Origin of the sequence: Microbacterium sp. Bi98, assembly GCF_918698045.1 — a bacterium.
Taxonomy (GTDB): Bacteria; Actinomycetota; Actinomycetes; order Actinomycetales; family Microbacteriaceae; genus Microbacterium.
Window position 1 is genome coordinate 77675 of the sequence record NZ_CAKKLK010000013.1, and the last position, 14163, is coordinate 91837.

At 67.5% G+C, this 14163-nt stretch carries 11 protein-coding genes; 9 read left to right on the top strand and 2 right to left on the bottom strand.

All coding sequences use genetic code 11. The features are described from left to right. Positions 1–19: 19 nt before the first annotated feature. Both LQZ85_RS15835 and LQZ85_RS15840 read left to right on the top strand, forming a co-directional pair. Positions 20–427 (top strand): RidA family protein, encoded by a 408-nt coding sequence (locus LQZ85_RS15835; protein ID WP_056277382.1) that lies wholly within the window; start codon positions 20–22, stop codon positions 425–427. Between the two features lie 100 nt (positions 428–527). Continuing rightward, on the top strand, positions 528–2042 hold the full coding sequence (locus LQZ85_RS15840) for a L,D-transpeptidase family protein (protein ID WP_230101198.1): 1515 nt from the start codon (positions 528–530) through the stop codon (positions 2040–2042). 115 nt (positions 2043–2157) lie between these two features. Here LQZ85_RS15840 and LQZ85_RS15845 read toward each other — a convergent pair whose 3' ends face one another. Next, on the bottom strand, positions 2158–4377 hold the full coding sequence (locus tag LQZ85_RS15845) for an NADP-dependent isocitrate dehydrogenase (protein WP_056277754.1): 2220 nt from the start codon (positions 4375–4377) through the stop codon (positions 2158–2160). Positions 4378–4556: 179 nt separating this feature from the next. Here LQZ85_RS15845 and LQZ85_RS15850 point away from each other — a divergent pair, with 179 nt between their 5' ends. From LQZ85_RS15850 to LQZ85_RS15880, 7 genes are all read left to right on the top strand, one after another. Continuing rightward, complete coding sequence (locus LQZ85_RS15850; RefSeq protein ID WP_056277753.1) at positions 4557–5015, top strand: GNAT family N-acetyltransferase; 459 nt, start codon at positions 4557–4559, stop codon at positions 5013–5015. Between the two features lie 212 nt (positions 5016–5227). Continuing rightward, complete coding sequence (locus LQZ85_RS15855; protein WP_230101199.1) at positions 5228–6241, top strand: LacI family DNA-binding transcriptional regulator; 1014 nt, start codon at positions 5228–5230, stop codon at positions 6239–6241. A 123-nt stretch (positions 6242–6364) separates the two neighbouring features. Then, entirely contained in the window at positions 6365–7672 is a 1308-nt protein-coding gene (locus tag LQZ85_RS15860; protein ID WP_056277377.1) for an extracellular solute-binding protein, read from the top strand. 58 nt (positions 7673–7730) lie between these two features. Then, the gene (locus LQZ85_RS15865) at positions 7731–8696 is read left to right on the top strand and encodes a sugar ABC transporter permease (RefSeq protein ID WP_157538122.1); all 966 of its coding nucleotides are present in this window, start codon (positions 7731–7733) and stop codon (positions 8694–8696) included. Further along, a complete protein-coding gene (locus tag LQZ85_RS15870; RefSeq protein WP_198032385.1) occupies positions 8696–9583 on the top strand; it encodes a carbohydrate ABC transporter permease in 888 nt (295 codons plus the stop codon). Before LQZ85_RS15865 ends, LQZ85_RS15870 begins: the two co-directional genes overlap by 1 nt. After that, positions 9583–11817, top strand: coding sequence for an alpha-xylosidase (yicI, locus tag LQZ85_RS15875; protein WP_056277372.1), 2235 nt, complete (start codon positions 9583–9585; stop codon positions 11815–11817). Before LQZ85_RS15870 ends, yicI begins: the two co-directional genes overlap by 1 nt. After that, complete coding sequence (locus LQZ85_RS15880) at positions 11814–13247, top strand: GH1 family beta-glucosidase (RefSeq protein WP_230101200.1); 1434 nt, start codon at positions 11814–11816, stop codon at positions 13245–13247. The genes yicI and LQZ85_RS15880 overlap by 4 nt, the downstream gene beginning before the upstream one ends. 54 nt (positions 13248–13301) lie before the next feature. Here the strand turns inward: LQZ85_RS15880 and LQZ85_RS15885 are convergent, their stop codons facing one another. Continuing rightward, positions 13302–14105: a hypothetical protein gene (locus tag LQZ85_RS15885; protein WP_056277366.1), complete on the bottom strand. Its 804-nt coding sequence runs from the start codon at positions 14103–14105 to the stop codon at positions 13302–13304. Positions 14106–14163: the final 58 nt, after the last annotated feature.

The following is a 14163-nucleotide window of genomic DNA, read 5'->3' on the forward strand; positions in this document are numbered from 1 at the left end:
AGGCTACTAGGCTGGTCGCATGACCGCGAAGATCCGAGTGTCGACCGACGCCGCCCCCGCTCCCGCTCACACCTTCTCGCAGGGGATCCGAAAGGGCCCGATCGTGCAGGTCTCCGGGCAGGGCCCTGTCGACCCCCAGACGAGCGAATACCTCTTCCCCGGCGATGTCGCGGCTCAGACCACGCGCACGCTCGAGAACGTCAAGGCGATCGTCGAGGCATCCGGCGCGACATTCGACGATGTCGTGATGCTGCGCGTCTACCTGACCAAGCGCGAGGACTTCGCGATCATGAACGACGCGTATGGCGCGTTCGTGACAGCGCACACCACCAGCGGGGTCCTGCCTTCGCGCACGACCGTCTTCACGGGCCTCCCCCGCGAGGAGATGCTGGTCGAGATCGACGGCCTCGCCGTCATTACCGACTGACGCATCGGGAATTTCCGCGGTCCACGGACCGTTGCCTCCTCGTTATCAGCGATCGCGTAGCATATCGCCAAGGACACGTGAGAAACCGGGGGGTGAGTTCGTGACCGATCTGATCTCAGCGCAGGATGCGAAGACCGAGAAGCTGACCGAGGCGACCGCCTCCGGCGACCAGCCGAATCCTGTCGCGCCCGCCGACTCCGGCGACGCACCCACCGACTCCCAGCCGCCGCGCAGCGGCGACCAGGAACTCGCCTGGGCGCCGATCGAACCGGCTCCGAAGAAGAAGCGCCTCGGCCTGTGGATCGGCCTCGGCGTGGGCGCGCTGGCCCTGGGCACGGCCGCCGCCTCGATGATCCTGATCGCGCCGGGCACCACGGTCGCCGGGATTCCCGTCGGCTGGCTCACGCCCGGTGCCGCGGCCGACACGATCCAGGCCCACGTCGCCGATGCAGAGGTCACTCTGACCGGAGCAGGCGGCGACACCGTGCTGACGGGAGCGGATCTCGGCGCCGAGATCGACGCGACCGCACTCGCGGACGCCGCTTTCGCGGAGCGTCCGCTCTGGAACGTGACCGCCTGGATGGGTGAACCCGTCGCCGGCGAGATCACTCTCGATCCCGCGACGGCCGAGGCCGCGTTGCGTGAGGCCGTGCCGTCGAGTTTCGAAGACGCGGTCGATGCCGGCGTCGTCTTCGACGCCGCAGGCGGTGGCTACGCGATCACCCCCTCAGCCACCGGGACGGCCGTCGACCTCGACGGTCTCACCGCCGCCATCGTCGACACGATCGCGGACGGTGGCACGAGCCTCGAGTTCTCCGGCGACCCGGCCGAAGCCGCGCCGGCGATCACTGATGAAGACGCCACGGCTTTCGCGACCTCACTGAACACGATGCTCGGCTCGATCGGCTTCTACATCGGCGAAGAGCGCACGGTGCCCGTGGACGCGGCGACCGCCTCGACCTGGATCTCCGTCGTCGACGACGGTGGCGAGCTCAGCGTGGTCGCCGACGAGGCTTCGATCCAGGCGACGATCGATGCCCTCCCGGCGGCCGTCGACCGGGCCCCGGTCAACGCGACGAACATCGTCGATTCGGCCGGCAAGATCCTCCGCACCGAGGCCGAGGGAGTGAGCGGTCGCGCGATCGGCGACACCTCTGCCCTCGCATCAGACGTCGCGACGAAGCTCGAGGCCGGCGAGGGCATCTTCCCCATCGAGGTCACCGAGACGCCGTTCGAGTCCGTCAACCTCGTGCGCAAGATCGATGTCGACCTCGGGTCGCAGACCGCGACCCTCATCGAGAACGGCGCGGTCGTGCGCTCCTGGGCGATCTCCTCGGGCAAGAGCGCGACACCCACCGACACCGGCAACTTCCGCGTCTACGCGCACGTGCGCGAGCAGACCATGAAGAGCCGCGAGCCGGACGGCTCGATCACCGAGACGCCCAACGTCCCCTGGGTCACCTACTTCAACGGCGACGAGGGCTTCCACGGCACCTACTGGCACAACGACTTCGGCAATCCCCGCAGCCACGGTTGCGTGAACATGCCGATCGATGTCGCCCGGTACGTCTACGAATGGTCGCCCGTGGGCCTCGAGGTCGCGGTCCACTACTGATCCCCGCTCTCACCGAGCAGATCCCCGCACGCGACGCGTCGTCGATTCCGCGGAGGGATCACGCGAAGAAGGGGCCGGATGCTCTCGCATCCGGCCCCTTCTTCTGTGATCTGCGTCAGCTCAGAGCGTCGACGATGCCGTTCAGCGTGGTGGACGGGCGCATGACTGCGGTGACGAGCGCGTCGTCGGGGCGGTAGTACCCGCCGATCTCGACGGGCTTGCCCTGCACGGCGTTGAGCTCGGAGACGATCTTCTCCTCGTTCTCGGCGAGCGTAGCGGCGATCGGTGCGAAGGACGCGGCGAGCTCGGCATCCTTCGTCTGCTTCGCCAGCTCCTGCGCCCAGTACAGACCCAGGTAGAAGTGGCTGCCGCGGTTGTCGATCGTGCCGAGAGCGCGGCCCGGGGAGCGGTCCTCTTCGAGGAACGTTCCGGTCGCCGCATCGAGGGTCTCCGCGAGGACCCGGGCCTTCTCGTTCCCGGTGCGGTCGGCGAAGTGCTCGAGCGACGCGGCCAGCGCGAAGAACTCGCCCAGCGAGTCCCACCGCAGGTAGTTCTCCTCGACGAGCTGCTGCACGTGCTTGGGGGCCGATCCGCCGGCGCCCGTCTCGAAGAGGCCACCGCCGGCGAGCAGCGGGACGATCGACAGCATCTTCGCGCTGGTGCCGACCTCGAGGATCGGGAACAGGTCGGTCAGGTAGTCGCGCAGCACGTTGCCCGTCACCGAGATGGTGTCGAGGCCGTGGCGCATCCGCGCCAGCGTGTAGCGAGTGGCTTCCTCGGGAGCGAGGATCGTGATCGTGAGGCCCTTGGTGTCGAGCGTCGCGAGACCCTGGTGCACCTTGGCGATGATCTGCGCGTCGTGCGAGCGGTTGGCATCGAGCCAGAACACCGCGGGCACGCCCGTGGCGCGAGCGCGGGAGACGGCGAGCTTGACCCAGTCCATCACCGGGATGTGCTTCGTCTGCGTCGCACGCCAGATGTCACCCGCGCCGACCTCGTGCTCGATCAGCACGGTGCCCTCGCTGTCGAGCACCTGAACAGTGCCTGCGGCGGCGATCTCGAACGTCTTGTCGTGGCTGCCGTACTCCTCAGCCGCCTGGGCCATGAGGCCCACGTTCGGCACGGTGCCGATCGTGGCGGGGTCGAGCGGGCCGTTGGCGATCACATCGTCGATGACCGCCTGATAGACGCTCGCATACGAGGAGTCCGGGATCACCGCGAGCGTGTCGGCCTCGCCGCCGTCCTTGCCCCACAGCTTGCCGCCGTTGCGGACGAGCGCGGGCATGGAGGCGTCGACGATGACGTCGCTCGGGACATGCAGGTTCGTGGTCCCCTTGTCGGAGTTCACGTACGAGAGACGCGGCCCCTCGGCGATGGCCCTGTCGAACGCTGCGGCGATCTCGTCGCCGTCGGCGATGTCACCGAGGCCCGAGAGGATCGAGCCGAGACCGTCGTTGGGGTTGAGTCCCGCGGCGGCCAGCTTGTCGCCGTACTGCGCGAACACGTCCTTGAAGAACACCCTCACGACGTGACCGAAGATGATCGGGTCGCTGACCTTCATCATGGTGGCCTTGAGGTGCACCGAGTAGAGGACGTCGTCGTTCTTCGCCGTCTCGAGCGTCTCGGCGAGGAAGGCGTCGAGGTGCGCGGCCGAGAGGAACGTCGCGTCGATGATCTCGCGCGGAAGGACCTTCAGCCCCTCCTTGAGGATCGTGACGGTACCGTCTGCGGCGGTGTGGCGGAAGCTGAGGACGTCGTCATGGGCGGCGACCCAGGAGCGCTCGTTGTGCTTGAAGTCGTCGTGACCGAGCGTCGCGACGCGGGTCTTCGATCCCTCGGCGAACGGCTTGTTGCGGTGCGGGTGCTTCTTCGCGTAGTTCTTCACGGCCAGAGGTGCCCGACGGTCGCTGTTCCCCTCGCGGAGCACGGGGTTCACCGCTGAGCCCTTGATGCGGTCGTAGCGGGCGCGGACGTCCTTCTCCTCGAGAGAGGTCGGCTCGTCCGGGAAGTCGGGGATGTCGTAGCCCTGGGCCTGCAGCTCGGCGATCGCGCCCTTGAGCTGCGGGATCGAGGCCGAGATGTTCGGCAGCTTGATGATGTTCGCCTCGGGGAGCGTGGCGAGGCCACCGAGCTCGGCGAGGGAATCACCGACCTGCTGCTCCGGGGTGAGCTTCTGCGGGAATGCCGCGAGGATGCGTCCGCCGAGCGAGATGTCGCGGGTCTCGACCTCGATGCCCGCCTGCCCCGTGTAGGCCTTGATGATCGGCAGGAAGGAAGCGGTGGCGAGAGCCGGAGCCTCGTCCGTGTAGGTGTAGATGATGGCGTCGTCGGTCACCAGGAGGTTCTCCGTTCGCGAGGGCATATTTGTCTCGATACCAAGATACCTGAGCCGCTCCCGACGCACGTTCGCCGGGAGGCGGGGTGCACATCGACTTCCGGCATCCCGCAGAGCTGCACCCCTGACGAAAGTCGAGGTTTCTGCGCGGCGACCCGATGAGGGGCTAGCCTGTGATCATGTCCGAACTGCGCATGGTCGAACTCTCCGCTGCGACGATCGTCGCCGTGAACAACATGTCGCTCAAGCCCGGACAGGAGCAGTTCCTCGCTCCGGTGTCCTATGGCATCGCCGCGACCGTCATCAACCCCCAGACCTCCTGGCAGCGAGTCGTCCTCGACGACGACCAGGTCGTCGGTTTCGTCAGTGCGAACTTCGACGCCGACGCCCCGGAAGAGCACTTCCGCTCCGTGCTGTGGCGCATCAACGTCGACGCCGACGACCAGGGCAAGGGCGTGGGTCGCTTCGCGGTCGAGCAGCTCATCGAAGAGGCGCGAGTCCGCGGATTCGACCACATCAACGTCATCTACGAGGCCGGAGAAGACGGCCCCGAGGCGTTCTTCCTGCGTGTCGGCTTCACCCCTGTCGGCGAGACCGAGTACTCCGAGGTCATCGCTCAGATCCGCATCCCTTCGTAGACCGGCGGCGGGGTCTCGAATCCCCTCCCCCATCGAGGCCCCGTCGCCCTGTCCGGTGAATCGATGGGACCGCTCCCGCGTTCTCCGCGATCGATTTGTTGCGAGTGACCACAAAAGGGTTGCGCGCAGCGTCGAACCGTGCCTATCATCGCTGTCAGAGGCGGGAGCGAAACGCTTCGACGATGTGACCGAAACACGACGATGGAGTCCTGATGACGACGATCCACGAGGTGGCAGAAGCCGCCGGAGTGTCGATCAGCACGGTCTCCTACGCTCTGAGCGGCAAGCGCCCCGTCTCCGAGAAGACGCGCCGACGCATCGAGGACGCGGTGCACACGCTCGGTTACGAACCCGACGCCGGAGCACGGATGCTCGCCGGGCGCCGCACTCAGATCTTCGGGCTCACCGAGCCCCTCCGCGCCGACACGCACGCCCCGACCCACATGGCGTTCGTGCTCGCGACCGCGGTCGCCGCGCGGCGCCGAGGTTACGACATCCTCCTCCTGACCGACGAGCAGGCGTCGGAGGGCATGAACCGCGTCGCCGCGAGCAATCTGGTCGACGCCATCCTCGTGCTCGACGTCGCCCCCGACGATGAGCGCGCGGACATCGCCCGCTCCCTGCGCTCCCCCACCGTGTTCATCGGCATCCCCGACGACGCCCGGGATCTGACCTGTGTCGACCTCGACTTCGAGGCGACGGGGCATCTCGCGGTGGATCGACTGGCCGATGCCGGACATACGTCGGTCACGCTGTTCGGCCAGACCGAGGTCTCCTACCGGAAGTCGAACTTCCCTCGTCGCCTGCTCCTCGGCGTGCAGGAGCGAGCGGCCGAGCGGGGCGTCGACCTCGACTGGGTGACGACGGGCGTCACGACCACCGATGCCTCCTCCGTGCGCGCGGCCGCAGAGCTGGCGCTGGAGCGCGGCGTCCGCGCCTTCATCGTCCACGCCGTCGGCGACGTCCACGATGTCCTCCTCGAGACGATCTCGGCCCAGGGGCTGACGGTGGGAGAAGACGTCTCCGTCATCTCGGCGGCCGCATCGTTCGACACGTCTGCGCTCGTCGTCCCGATCGACACGATCCCGCTCGTGCCGCAGAGGTCATGCGAGCTCGCCGTCGACCTCGCGGTGCGACGCCTGGAGGAACCGGGCCTGCCCGCGCAGATCCACCTGATCCCACCCGTATACCAGTCCGCCGGCTCCGTCGCTCCCGCCCGGGAGTGACGGGCGTCGACCACGCAGCCGCATCGCGATCATCGAAGCGCTTCGACGATCGCCTCATCACAACTGAACACCCGACCCACTGAAGTGTCCGGCCCCAGGGCCACCGAGAAAGGAGTGCCGACGATGGCACGCACCACCCGCAGGACGAAGACGTTGGCGGCTCTCGCCGCTCTCACCGCGACAGGCATCGCCCTGAGCGGATGCACCGCCGGTTCCGGCGACGAGGGGGGCGGCGGCGACACCCTCAAGCTCTGGCACTACGAGGGCGCCGACAGCGCGATGGGCAAGGCGTGGGCCGAGGCGATCGCGATCTTCGAGGAGGAGACCGGCGCGAAGGTCGAGTTCGAGGAGAAGTCCTTCGAACAGATCCAGAAGACCGCCAGCCAGGTGCTCGACACGGACGCCGCCCCCGACCTCATGGAGTTCAACAAGGGCAACGCGACGGCCGGCTTCCTCGCCTCCACCGGCCTGATCGCCGACATCTCCGACGCCGTCGAGGAGTACGGGTGGGACGAGAAGCTCGCACCCTCTCTCCAGACCACCGCGAAGTACTCCGAAGACGGTGTGATGGGCGGTGACACGTGGTTCGGAGTCCCGAACTACGGCGAGTTCGTCGGCGTCTACTACAACCAGGACGCGTTCGCCGCGGCAGGGCTCGAGATCCCCACCACCTACGAGGAGTTCGTCGACGTGCTCGACGCGTTCGTCGCACAGGGAGTCACCCCTCTCGCCGAGGCCGGCGCGGAGTACCCGCTCGGACAGCTGTGGTATCAGCTCGCGCTGCTCGAGGGAGACCGCGACTTCGTCGACTCCTATCAGCTCTACGACGGAGAGGTCGATTGGCAGGGCCCGGAGGTCACCGCCGCCTCCGAGACGCTCCAGGACTACGTCGACAAGGGCTACATCGCCTCGGACGTCTCATCGGTCAAGGCCGAGGACGCCGGTGTCTCGTTCATCAACGGCACCTCGCCGATCTTCGTCTCGGGCTCCTGGTGGTTCGGACGCTTCGTCTCGGAGGCCACCGGCTTCGATTGGACGATGACGGCGTTCCCTGGAGCGGATCTCTCGCTCGGCTCGTCCGGCAACCTGTGGGTCGTCCCCGAGAACGCCGCGAACAAGGAGCTCGCGTACGAGTTCATCGACATCACGATGCGGCCGGAGATCCAGGCGATCATCGGCAACAACGGCGGCCTCCCCGTCGCGGCAGACACCGCTGACATCACCGATGAGAAGAGCGCGGCCCTGATCGAGACGTTCAACGGCGTGCTCGACGCCGACGGACTCTCGTTCTACCCCGACTGGCCCGCCCCCGGCTTCTACGACGTGATCGTACAGGAGCTCCAGGGTCTGATCACCGGCACGCAGGACGCCGAGACGACCAACACCAACCTCGGCGAGCAGTACGACGAGGGCACGTCCGAATTCCGTTGATCCACTCGCGGGGGCGGCGACCGCACGTCGCCGCCCCCGCATCCTCCTGGAGATGAACATGTCACTCGTCACCCGCCGCGAGGGCCGCACGAAGCTGCCGCCCGAAGAGCCGTCGATCCCGCAGCGCAGCGGTGGGACCGGCGCCTACTGGATGTACCTGCTCCCGGGCTTCGTCCTGCTCCTCGTCGTCGTCATCGTCCCGCTGATCTGGAACGTGTATCTGACCTTCACGAAGTGGAAGGGCGTCCGCACACCGGAGTTCATCGGTCTCGAGAACTGGCAGAAGATCCTCACCGACAGCGACTTCTGGACCTCGTTCACGAACTCGGTGTGGATGATCATCGCCATGGTCGTGGTGCCCACGATCGTCGGTCTCATCGTCGCCGCCCTTCTCTTCGACGTCGTCGGACGCAAGTTCGGCGGCAAGGTGGGCAGCTTCCTGCGGGCGACGTACTACCTCCCCCAGATCCTCCCGATCGCCGTCGCCGGCATCGTGATCGGCTGGATCGTCCGGCCGGGTGGCGACGGCGCGCTGAACCAGATCCTCGGATGGTTCGGCATCCCCGCCTACGACTGGCTCGGCCAGATGCCCTCGGCCCTCATCGTGCTGATGGTCGTCATGGTGTGGGTGCAGCTCGGCTACCCCGTGGTCGTCTTCATGGCGGCGCTGCAGCGCGTCGACCCTGAGCTCTACGAAGCCGCCGAACTCGACGGGGCGAACTGGTTCCAGCGATTCTCGGCGATCACGATGAGCATCATCCGCCCGGAGATCTTCGTCGTCACTCTGACCTGCACGATCGCGGCACTCAAGGTCTTCGGCCCCGTCTACATCATCACCCGCGGCGGCCCCGCAGGCGCCACCCTGGTGCCCGCGTACTACGCCTACCAGGAGTTCTTCACGAAGCGGAACGTCGGCTACGGCGCGACCATCGCCACCGTGCTGACCATCGTCGTGGTGATCGTGTCGATCATCTTCATCCGCGTGCAGAACTCGCTCGAGCGCAAGGAAAGGGCGGGTCTCTGATGCACGCCACCACCGCCATCGTCACCGGCAAGCCGGCCACCAGCCGTCCGCGCGGCGGCATGACCAAGAAGCGTCCGATCGACTGGCTCATGCTCGCCCTCGTCGTGATCGGCGCGCTGCTGATCATCGCGCCGTTCTACCTCGTGCTGGTCAACTCGTTCAAGTCGCCGGTCGACTACGCGACGTCGGGTCCGCTGGCGTTCCCCGAGACCCTCGACTTCGGCGGGATCATCAAGTTCTGGGAGAGGGTGAACTTCCCCGAGAAGGTCTGGAACTCGCTCTTCATCGCTGGCGTGGTCTCCGTCCTCGCCGTGGTCATCTCGATGCTCAACGCCTTCGCGATCGGCATCGGGCGAGTCCGCGGACGCAGCTGGATCGTGCTGCTCTTCCTGCTCGCGAACCTGCTGCCCCAGGAGGCCCTCCTCTACCCGCTCTACTACATGTTCAAGTCCGTCGGCCTGTACGACAACGTGTGGTCGGTGATCATCGTCTTCACCGTGATCCAGGCGGCGTTCGGCACGTATCTGCTGTCGTCGGTCTACGGGACGTTCCCGAAGGAGATCCTCGAGGCGGCGTCCCTCGACGGCGCGAGCCGCTGGCAGATCCTGTGGCGGGTCGTCTTCCCGATCAGCCGTCCGACCCTGTCGGTGCTGCTCATCTTCTTCTTCATCTGGACGTGGAACGAGTTCCTGATCCCGCTGACCTTCCTCGCGTCGAACGCCAACCAGACGGTCCCCGTGGCGATCAGCGTGCTGCAGGGCGACCGGCTCATGGACGTCACGACGACGAGCGCGTCAGCGCTGCTCGGCATCATCCCCACGCTCATCTTCTTCCTCATCTTCCAGCGCACCCTCACGCGCGGCATCACGGCAGGAGCAGTCAAGTAATGAAGTTCACCGACGGGTTCTGGCAACTGCGTCCAGGGGTCACCGCGCTGTACGCGCAGGAGGCCTATGACATCGCCGAGACCACCGACACGCCCGACGGGCGAGGGATCGTCATCACGGCGCCCACCATGGTGATCGCCAAGCGCGGCGACACCCTGAACCGTCCCGTGCTCACGACCACGCTCTCCTCTCCCGCCGAAGGGGTGGTGCGCGTGCGCATCGCGCACCACGAAGGCGGCCGCTGGCACGGCGGATTCGGCCTCCCCGGCGCAGGAGCGGGGGCCGCCTCCGTATCCGTGAGCGAGGCGGGCGGCGTCCTGGATGCCGGTTCGCTCGTGGCGCGGATCACCCACGGTGCGCCGTGGGGCCTGTCCTTCGAGGTCGACGGCAGGCGTGTGACCGGAAGCGGGCACAAGGCTCAGGGTTACGTCCGGCTCGCTCCGGACGCGCAGGTGGATGCCGGAATCGTCGACAACGCCCGCCAGGGCGGCTCGACCCCCAGCGGATCCGTCTTCGTGCACGAGCAGCTCGACCTGGGAGTGGGCGAGCTCATCTACGGCCTCGGCGAGCGCTTCGGCCCGCTGGTGAAGAACGGTCAGTCGGTGGACATCTGGAACGCCGACGGCGGGACCTCGAGCGAGCAGGCGTACAAGAGCATCCCGTTCCATGTGTCGAACCGCGGGTACGGGGTTCTCGTGAACGATCCGGGCCATGTGTCGTACGAGATCGGCTCGGAATCCGTCGAGCGCGTGCAGTTCTCGGTCTCGGGAGAGGTGCTCGAGTACTTCCTCATCGCCGGTCCGACGCCGAAGGAGGTCCTCTCGCGCTACACCGCTCTCACAGGACGGCCGCCGGTGGTTCCCGCCTGGTCGTACGGGCTCTGGCTGTCGACGAGCTTCACGACCGACTACGACGAGCAGACCGTCAACTCGTTCATCGACGAGATGGCGGCGCGCGAGCTGCCGGTGTCGGTGTTCCATTTCGACTGCTTCTGGATGCGGGAGTTCAACTGGACCGACTTCGTCTGGGATTCGCGGGTGTTCCCCGATCCCGAGGGCATGCTGTCGCGACTGCACGACAAGGACCTGCGCGTCTGCGTCTGGATCAACCCCTACATCGCCCAGCGCTCCCCGCTGTTCCGCGAGGCCGCCGATCAGGGCTTCCTCGTGCAGCGCCCCGACGGATCGGTCTGGCAGTGGGACCTGTGGCAGGCGGGTATGGGTCTCGTGGACTTCACGAACCCCGAGGCCACCGCCTGGTACCAGTCGAAGCTCCGCGGGTTGATCGACCAGGGCGTGGACTGCTTCAAGACCGACTTCGGCGAGCGCATCCCGACCGAGGTCGTCTGGGCCGACGGCTCCGACCCCGAGCGCATGCACAACCTGTACACCGATCTCTACAATCGCGCGGTGCACGACGTGCTCATCGACGCCCGCGGCGCGGATGACGCCGTGCTGTTCGCGCGCTCGGCCACGGCGGGCGGACAGAGCATGCCGGTGCACTGGGGCGGGGATTCCACCTCGACCTATGCGTCGATGGCCGAGACCCTGCGCGGAGGGCTGTCGCTGGCGCTCAGCGGCTTCGCCTTCTGGAGTCACGACATCGGGGGCTTCGAGGGCACTCCGGATGCCGGGGTCTTCAAACGCTGGACGGCGTTCGGCCTGCTCGGCTCGCACTCCCGCTTCCACGGCTCGAGCTCGTACCGGGTGCCGTGGGCCTTCGACGAGGAGGCCGTCGACGTGACGAGGCGCTTCACGCACCTCAAGATGCAGCTCATGCCCTACCTCTATCAGCAGGGCATCATCGCCTCGAGGACCGGGCTGCCGGTGATGCGTCCGATGCAGCTGGAGTTCCCGGACGACCCGGCCGTCGGCTACCTCGACCGGCAGTACATGCTGGGCTCTGACCTGCTCGTCGCGCCGGTCTTCTCGGAGGACGGAACGGTGGAGTTCTATCTCCCGGAGGGCGAGTGGACGTCGCTGCTGACGGGAGAGACGGTCGCGGGCGGCGGATGGCGCCGGGAGACCCATGCCTTCGATTCGCTGCCGCTGTACGTGCGCCCCGGCACCGCGCTCCCCTGGGGCGCTCGCACCGATCGGCCGGACTACGACTATCACGACGGCCTGCGACTGCGCGTGTTCCCCGGCGGATCGGGGTCGACGACGGTGACGGTCACGAGCCCCGACGGCCGTGAGAAGATCTACGAAACCGACCTGACGGAGGTGACCCGGTGACTCTCTCCCCCGCCGATGACTACCGCGGATCCGGACTCGTCCTCCCCGAGGGCTTCACGTTCGGATCGGCGACCGCCGCGTACCAGATCGAGGGTGCGGCAGACGAGGACGGCAGGACGCCGTCGATCTGGGACACGTTCAGCCGAACGCCGGGCAAGGTGTGGAACGGCGACACCGGCGATGTGGCCTGCGATCACTACCATCGCGTCGATGAGGACCTCGACCTGATGTCGGATCTCGGACTGCAGGCCTACCGATTCTCGATCGCCTGGCCGCGCATCGTCCCTGCGGCAGACGGACGAGTCAATCAGGCGGGCATCGACTTCTACTCGCGTCTCGTCGACGGACTCCTCGAGCGCGGCATCCGCCCCGTGGCGACCCTCTACCACTGGGATCTTCCGCAGTACCTCGAGGATGCGGGCGGGTGGACCTCTCGCGCCACGACCGATGCCTTCGAGCGATACGCGTCGATCATGGGCGCGGCGCTCGGCGACCGGGTGCACACCTGGACGACGCTCAACGAGCCCTGGTGCTCTGCCTATCTGGGATACGGGCAGGGCGGGCACGCGCCGGGCCGCCACGAGCCCGCCTCCGCGCTGTCGGCCGTGCACCACCTGAACCTCGCGCACGGGCGCGCCATCCAGGCGCTCCGGGCGACGTCGACCGGCGACCCCGACTACTCGGTGACGTTGAACTTCCATGTCCTGCGCGGCGTCGGCGACGGCGCTGACGAGGCCATGCGCCGGATCGACGGTCTCGCGAATCGCGCCTTCACCCACCCGATGCTGCGCGGTGAGTACCCCGCAGACCTCCTCGACGACACGGCATCGGTCACCGACTGGTCGTTCGTGCAGGATGGCGACCTCGCCACGATCAACCAGCCGATCGACGTGCTCGGGGTCAACTACTACTCGACGGCGACCGTCCGCCTGTGGGACGGGGTGTCGGAGAAGCAGCAGAACGACGGGCACAAGGGCACGGCCGGAGGCACGGCGTGGCCGGGCAGCGATCAGCTGGTCGAATTCGTCGAGCAGCCGGGGCCGTACACGGCGATGGGATGGAACATCGCGCCCGACGGACTGGAGGAGCTGCTCGTCTCGCTGTCGGAGCAGTTCCCGTCGCAGCCGCTCATGGTCACCGAGAACGGGGCGGCGTTCGACGACGAGGTGGCTGAGGACGGCTCCGTCCCCGATCCCGAGCGCACCGACTACCTGCGCAGGCACTTCACGGCCGCTCATCGTGCGATCCAGCGCGGTGTCGACCTGCGCGGCTACTTCGTGTGGTCGCTCCTCGACAACTTCGAGTGGGGCTACGGCTATGCCAAGAGATTCGGCATCGTGCGCGTGGACTTCGACTCGCTCGAACGCACCGTCAAGGACTCGGGGCACTGGTATCGACAGCTGATCGCCTCACGGACGATCGGCGCCTGAGGCACCGCACTCACGTGAGCATCGAGCGCCGTCTTCGCCCTGCGGAGGCGGCGCTCAGCGCTTGTCCGGGCGTTTGCGTTCGTTCCACGCGGCGAACGCCGATGCGGCGGCACCGGCGGCACGGTCGATCGCCTCGGCCGACCGACTGATCACATCCTGCGCGGCATCCTGCCAGGTGGACGATGCCGAGGACGCCTCTCCCGCGTGCACCCGAGCGGCGTGCTCGGCCGCTTCGAAGGCCCGCTCGAGATCGGCGACGGCGTCGCGGTACGCGGCGAAGTCCGCCGCGCTGACCCTTCCGGTGGCGGCGCGGCGCATCTCGACCGCGTGCGCTGCCGCGCGCAGATACGCCGCAGTCGCCGGCTGTCGGACGTCGGTCATCTCCGGGTAGGCGATCTGCAGCCCCGGATCGGTCTCGTAGCTCATCCAGCGCGCGACGATCGCCTCGTGCTGCGCCTGAAGCCTCTCCAGGGGGCGTGGTGCGGATGCCGGCGGAATCGCCGCACGGGCGGCGTTCAGGCGCACCTGCTTGGCGCGGACGTCGGCGGACGCGGCTTTGGCGTCGTTCTCCTTCGCCCGCAGCATCCGCTTGGCACCCGCGACCTGCTCCGGGGTCGCACGCCGCGCGCTGCGTTCGGCCGAGATGCGTGCGACGTCGGCGCGCGCCAGCTTGACGGCCATCCGCCTCTCGACCGCCGTCTGCCTGGCGGCTTTGAGATCATGCCGAGCCGCGTCGTACTCGAGTCGGCGTCCGCTCTTGATGCTGCGGCGACGCAGCCCGACCGCGCCGGCTGCGACACCCCCGGCTGCGGCGGGCGCGATCCACCACAACTCGACGGCGAGCAGCAGCGGATCCATACCTCGATGGTACCCAGAGCCAAGGCTCGTGTCCCTTCCCCCCTCCCCCCTCCTCTCC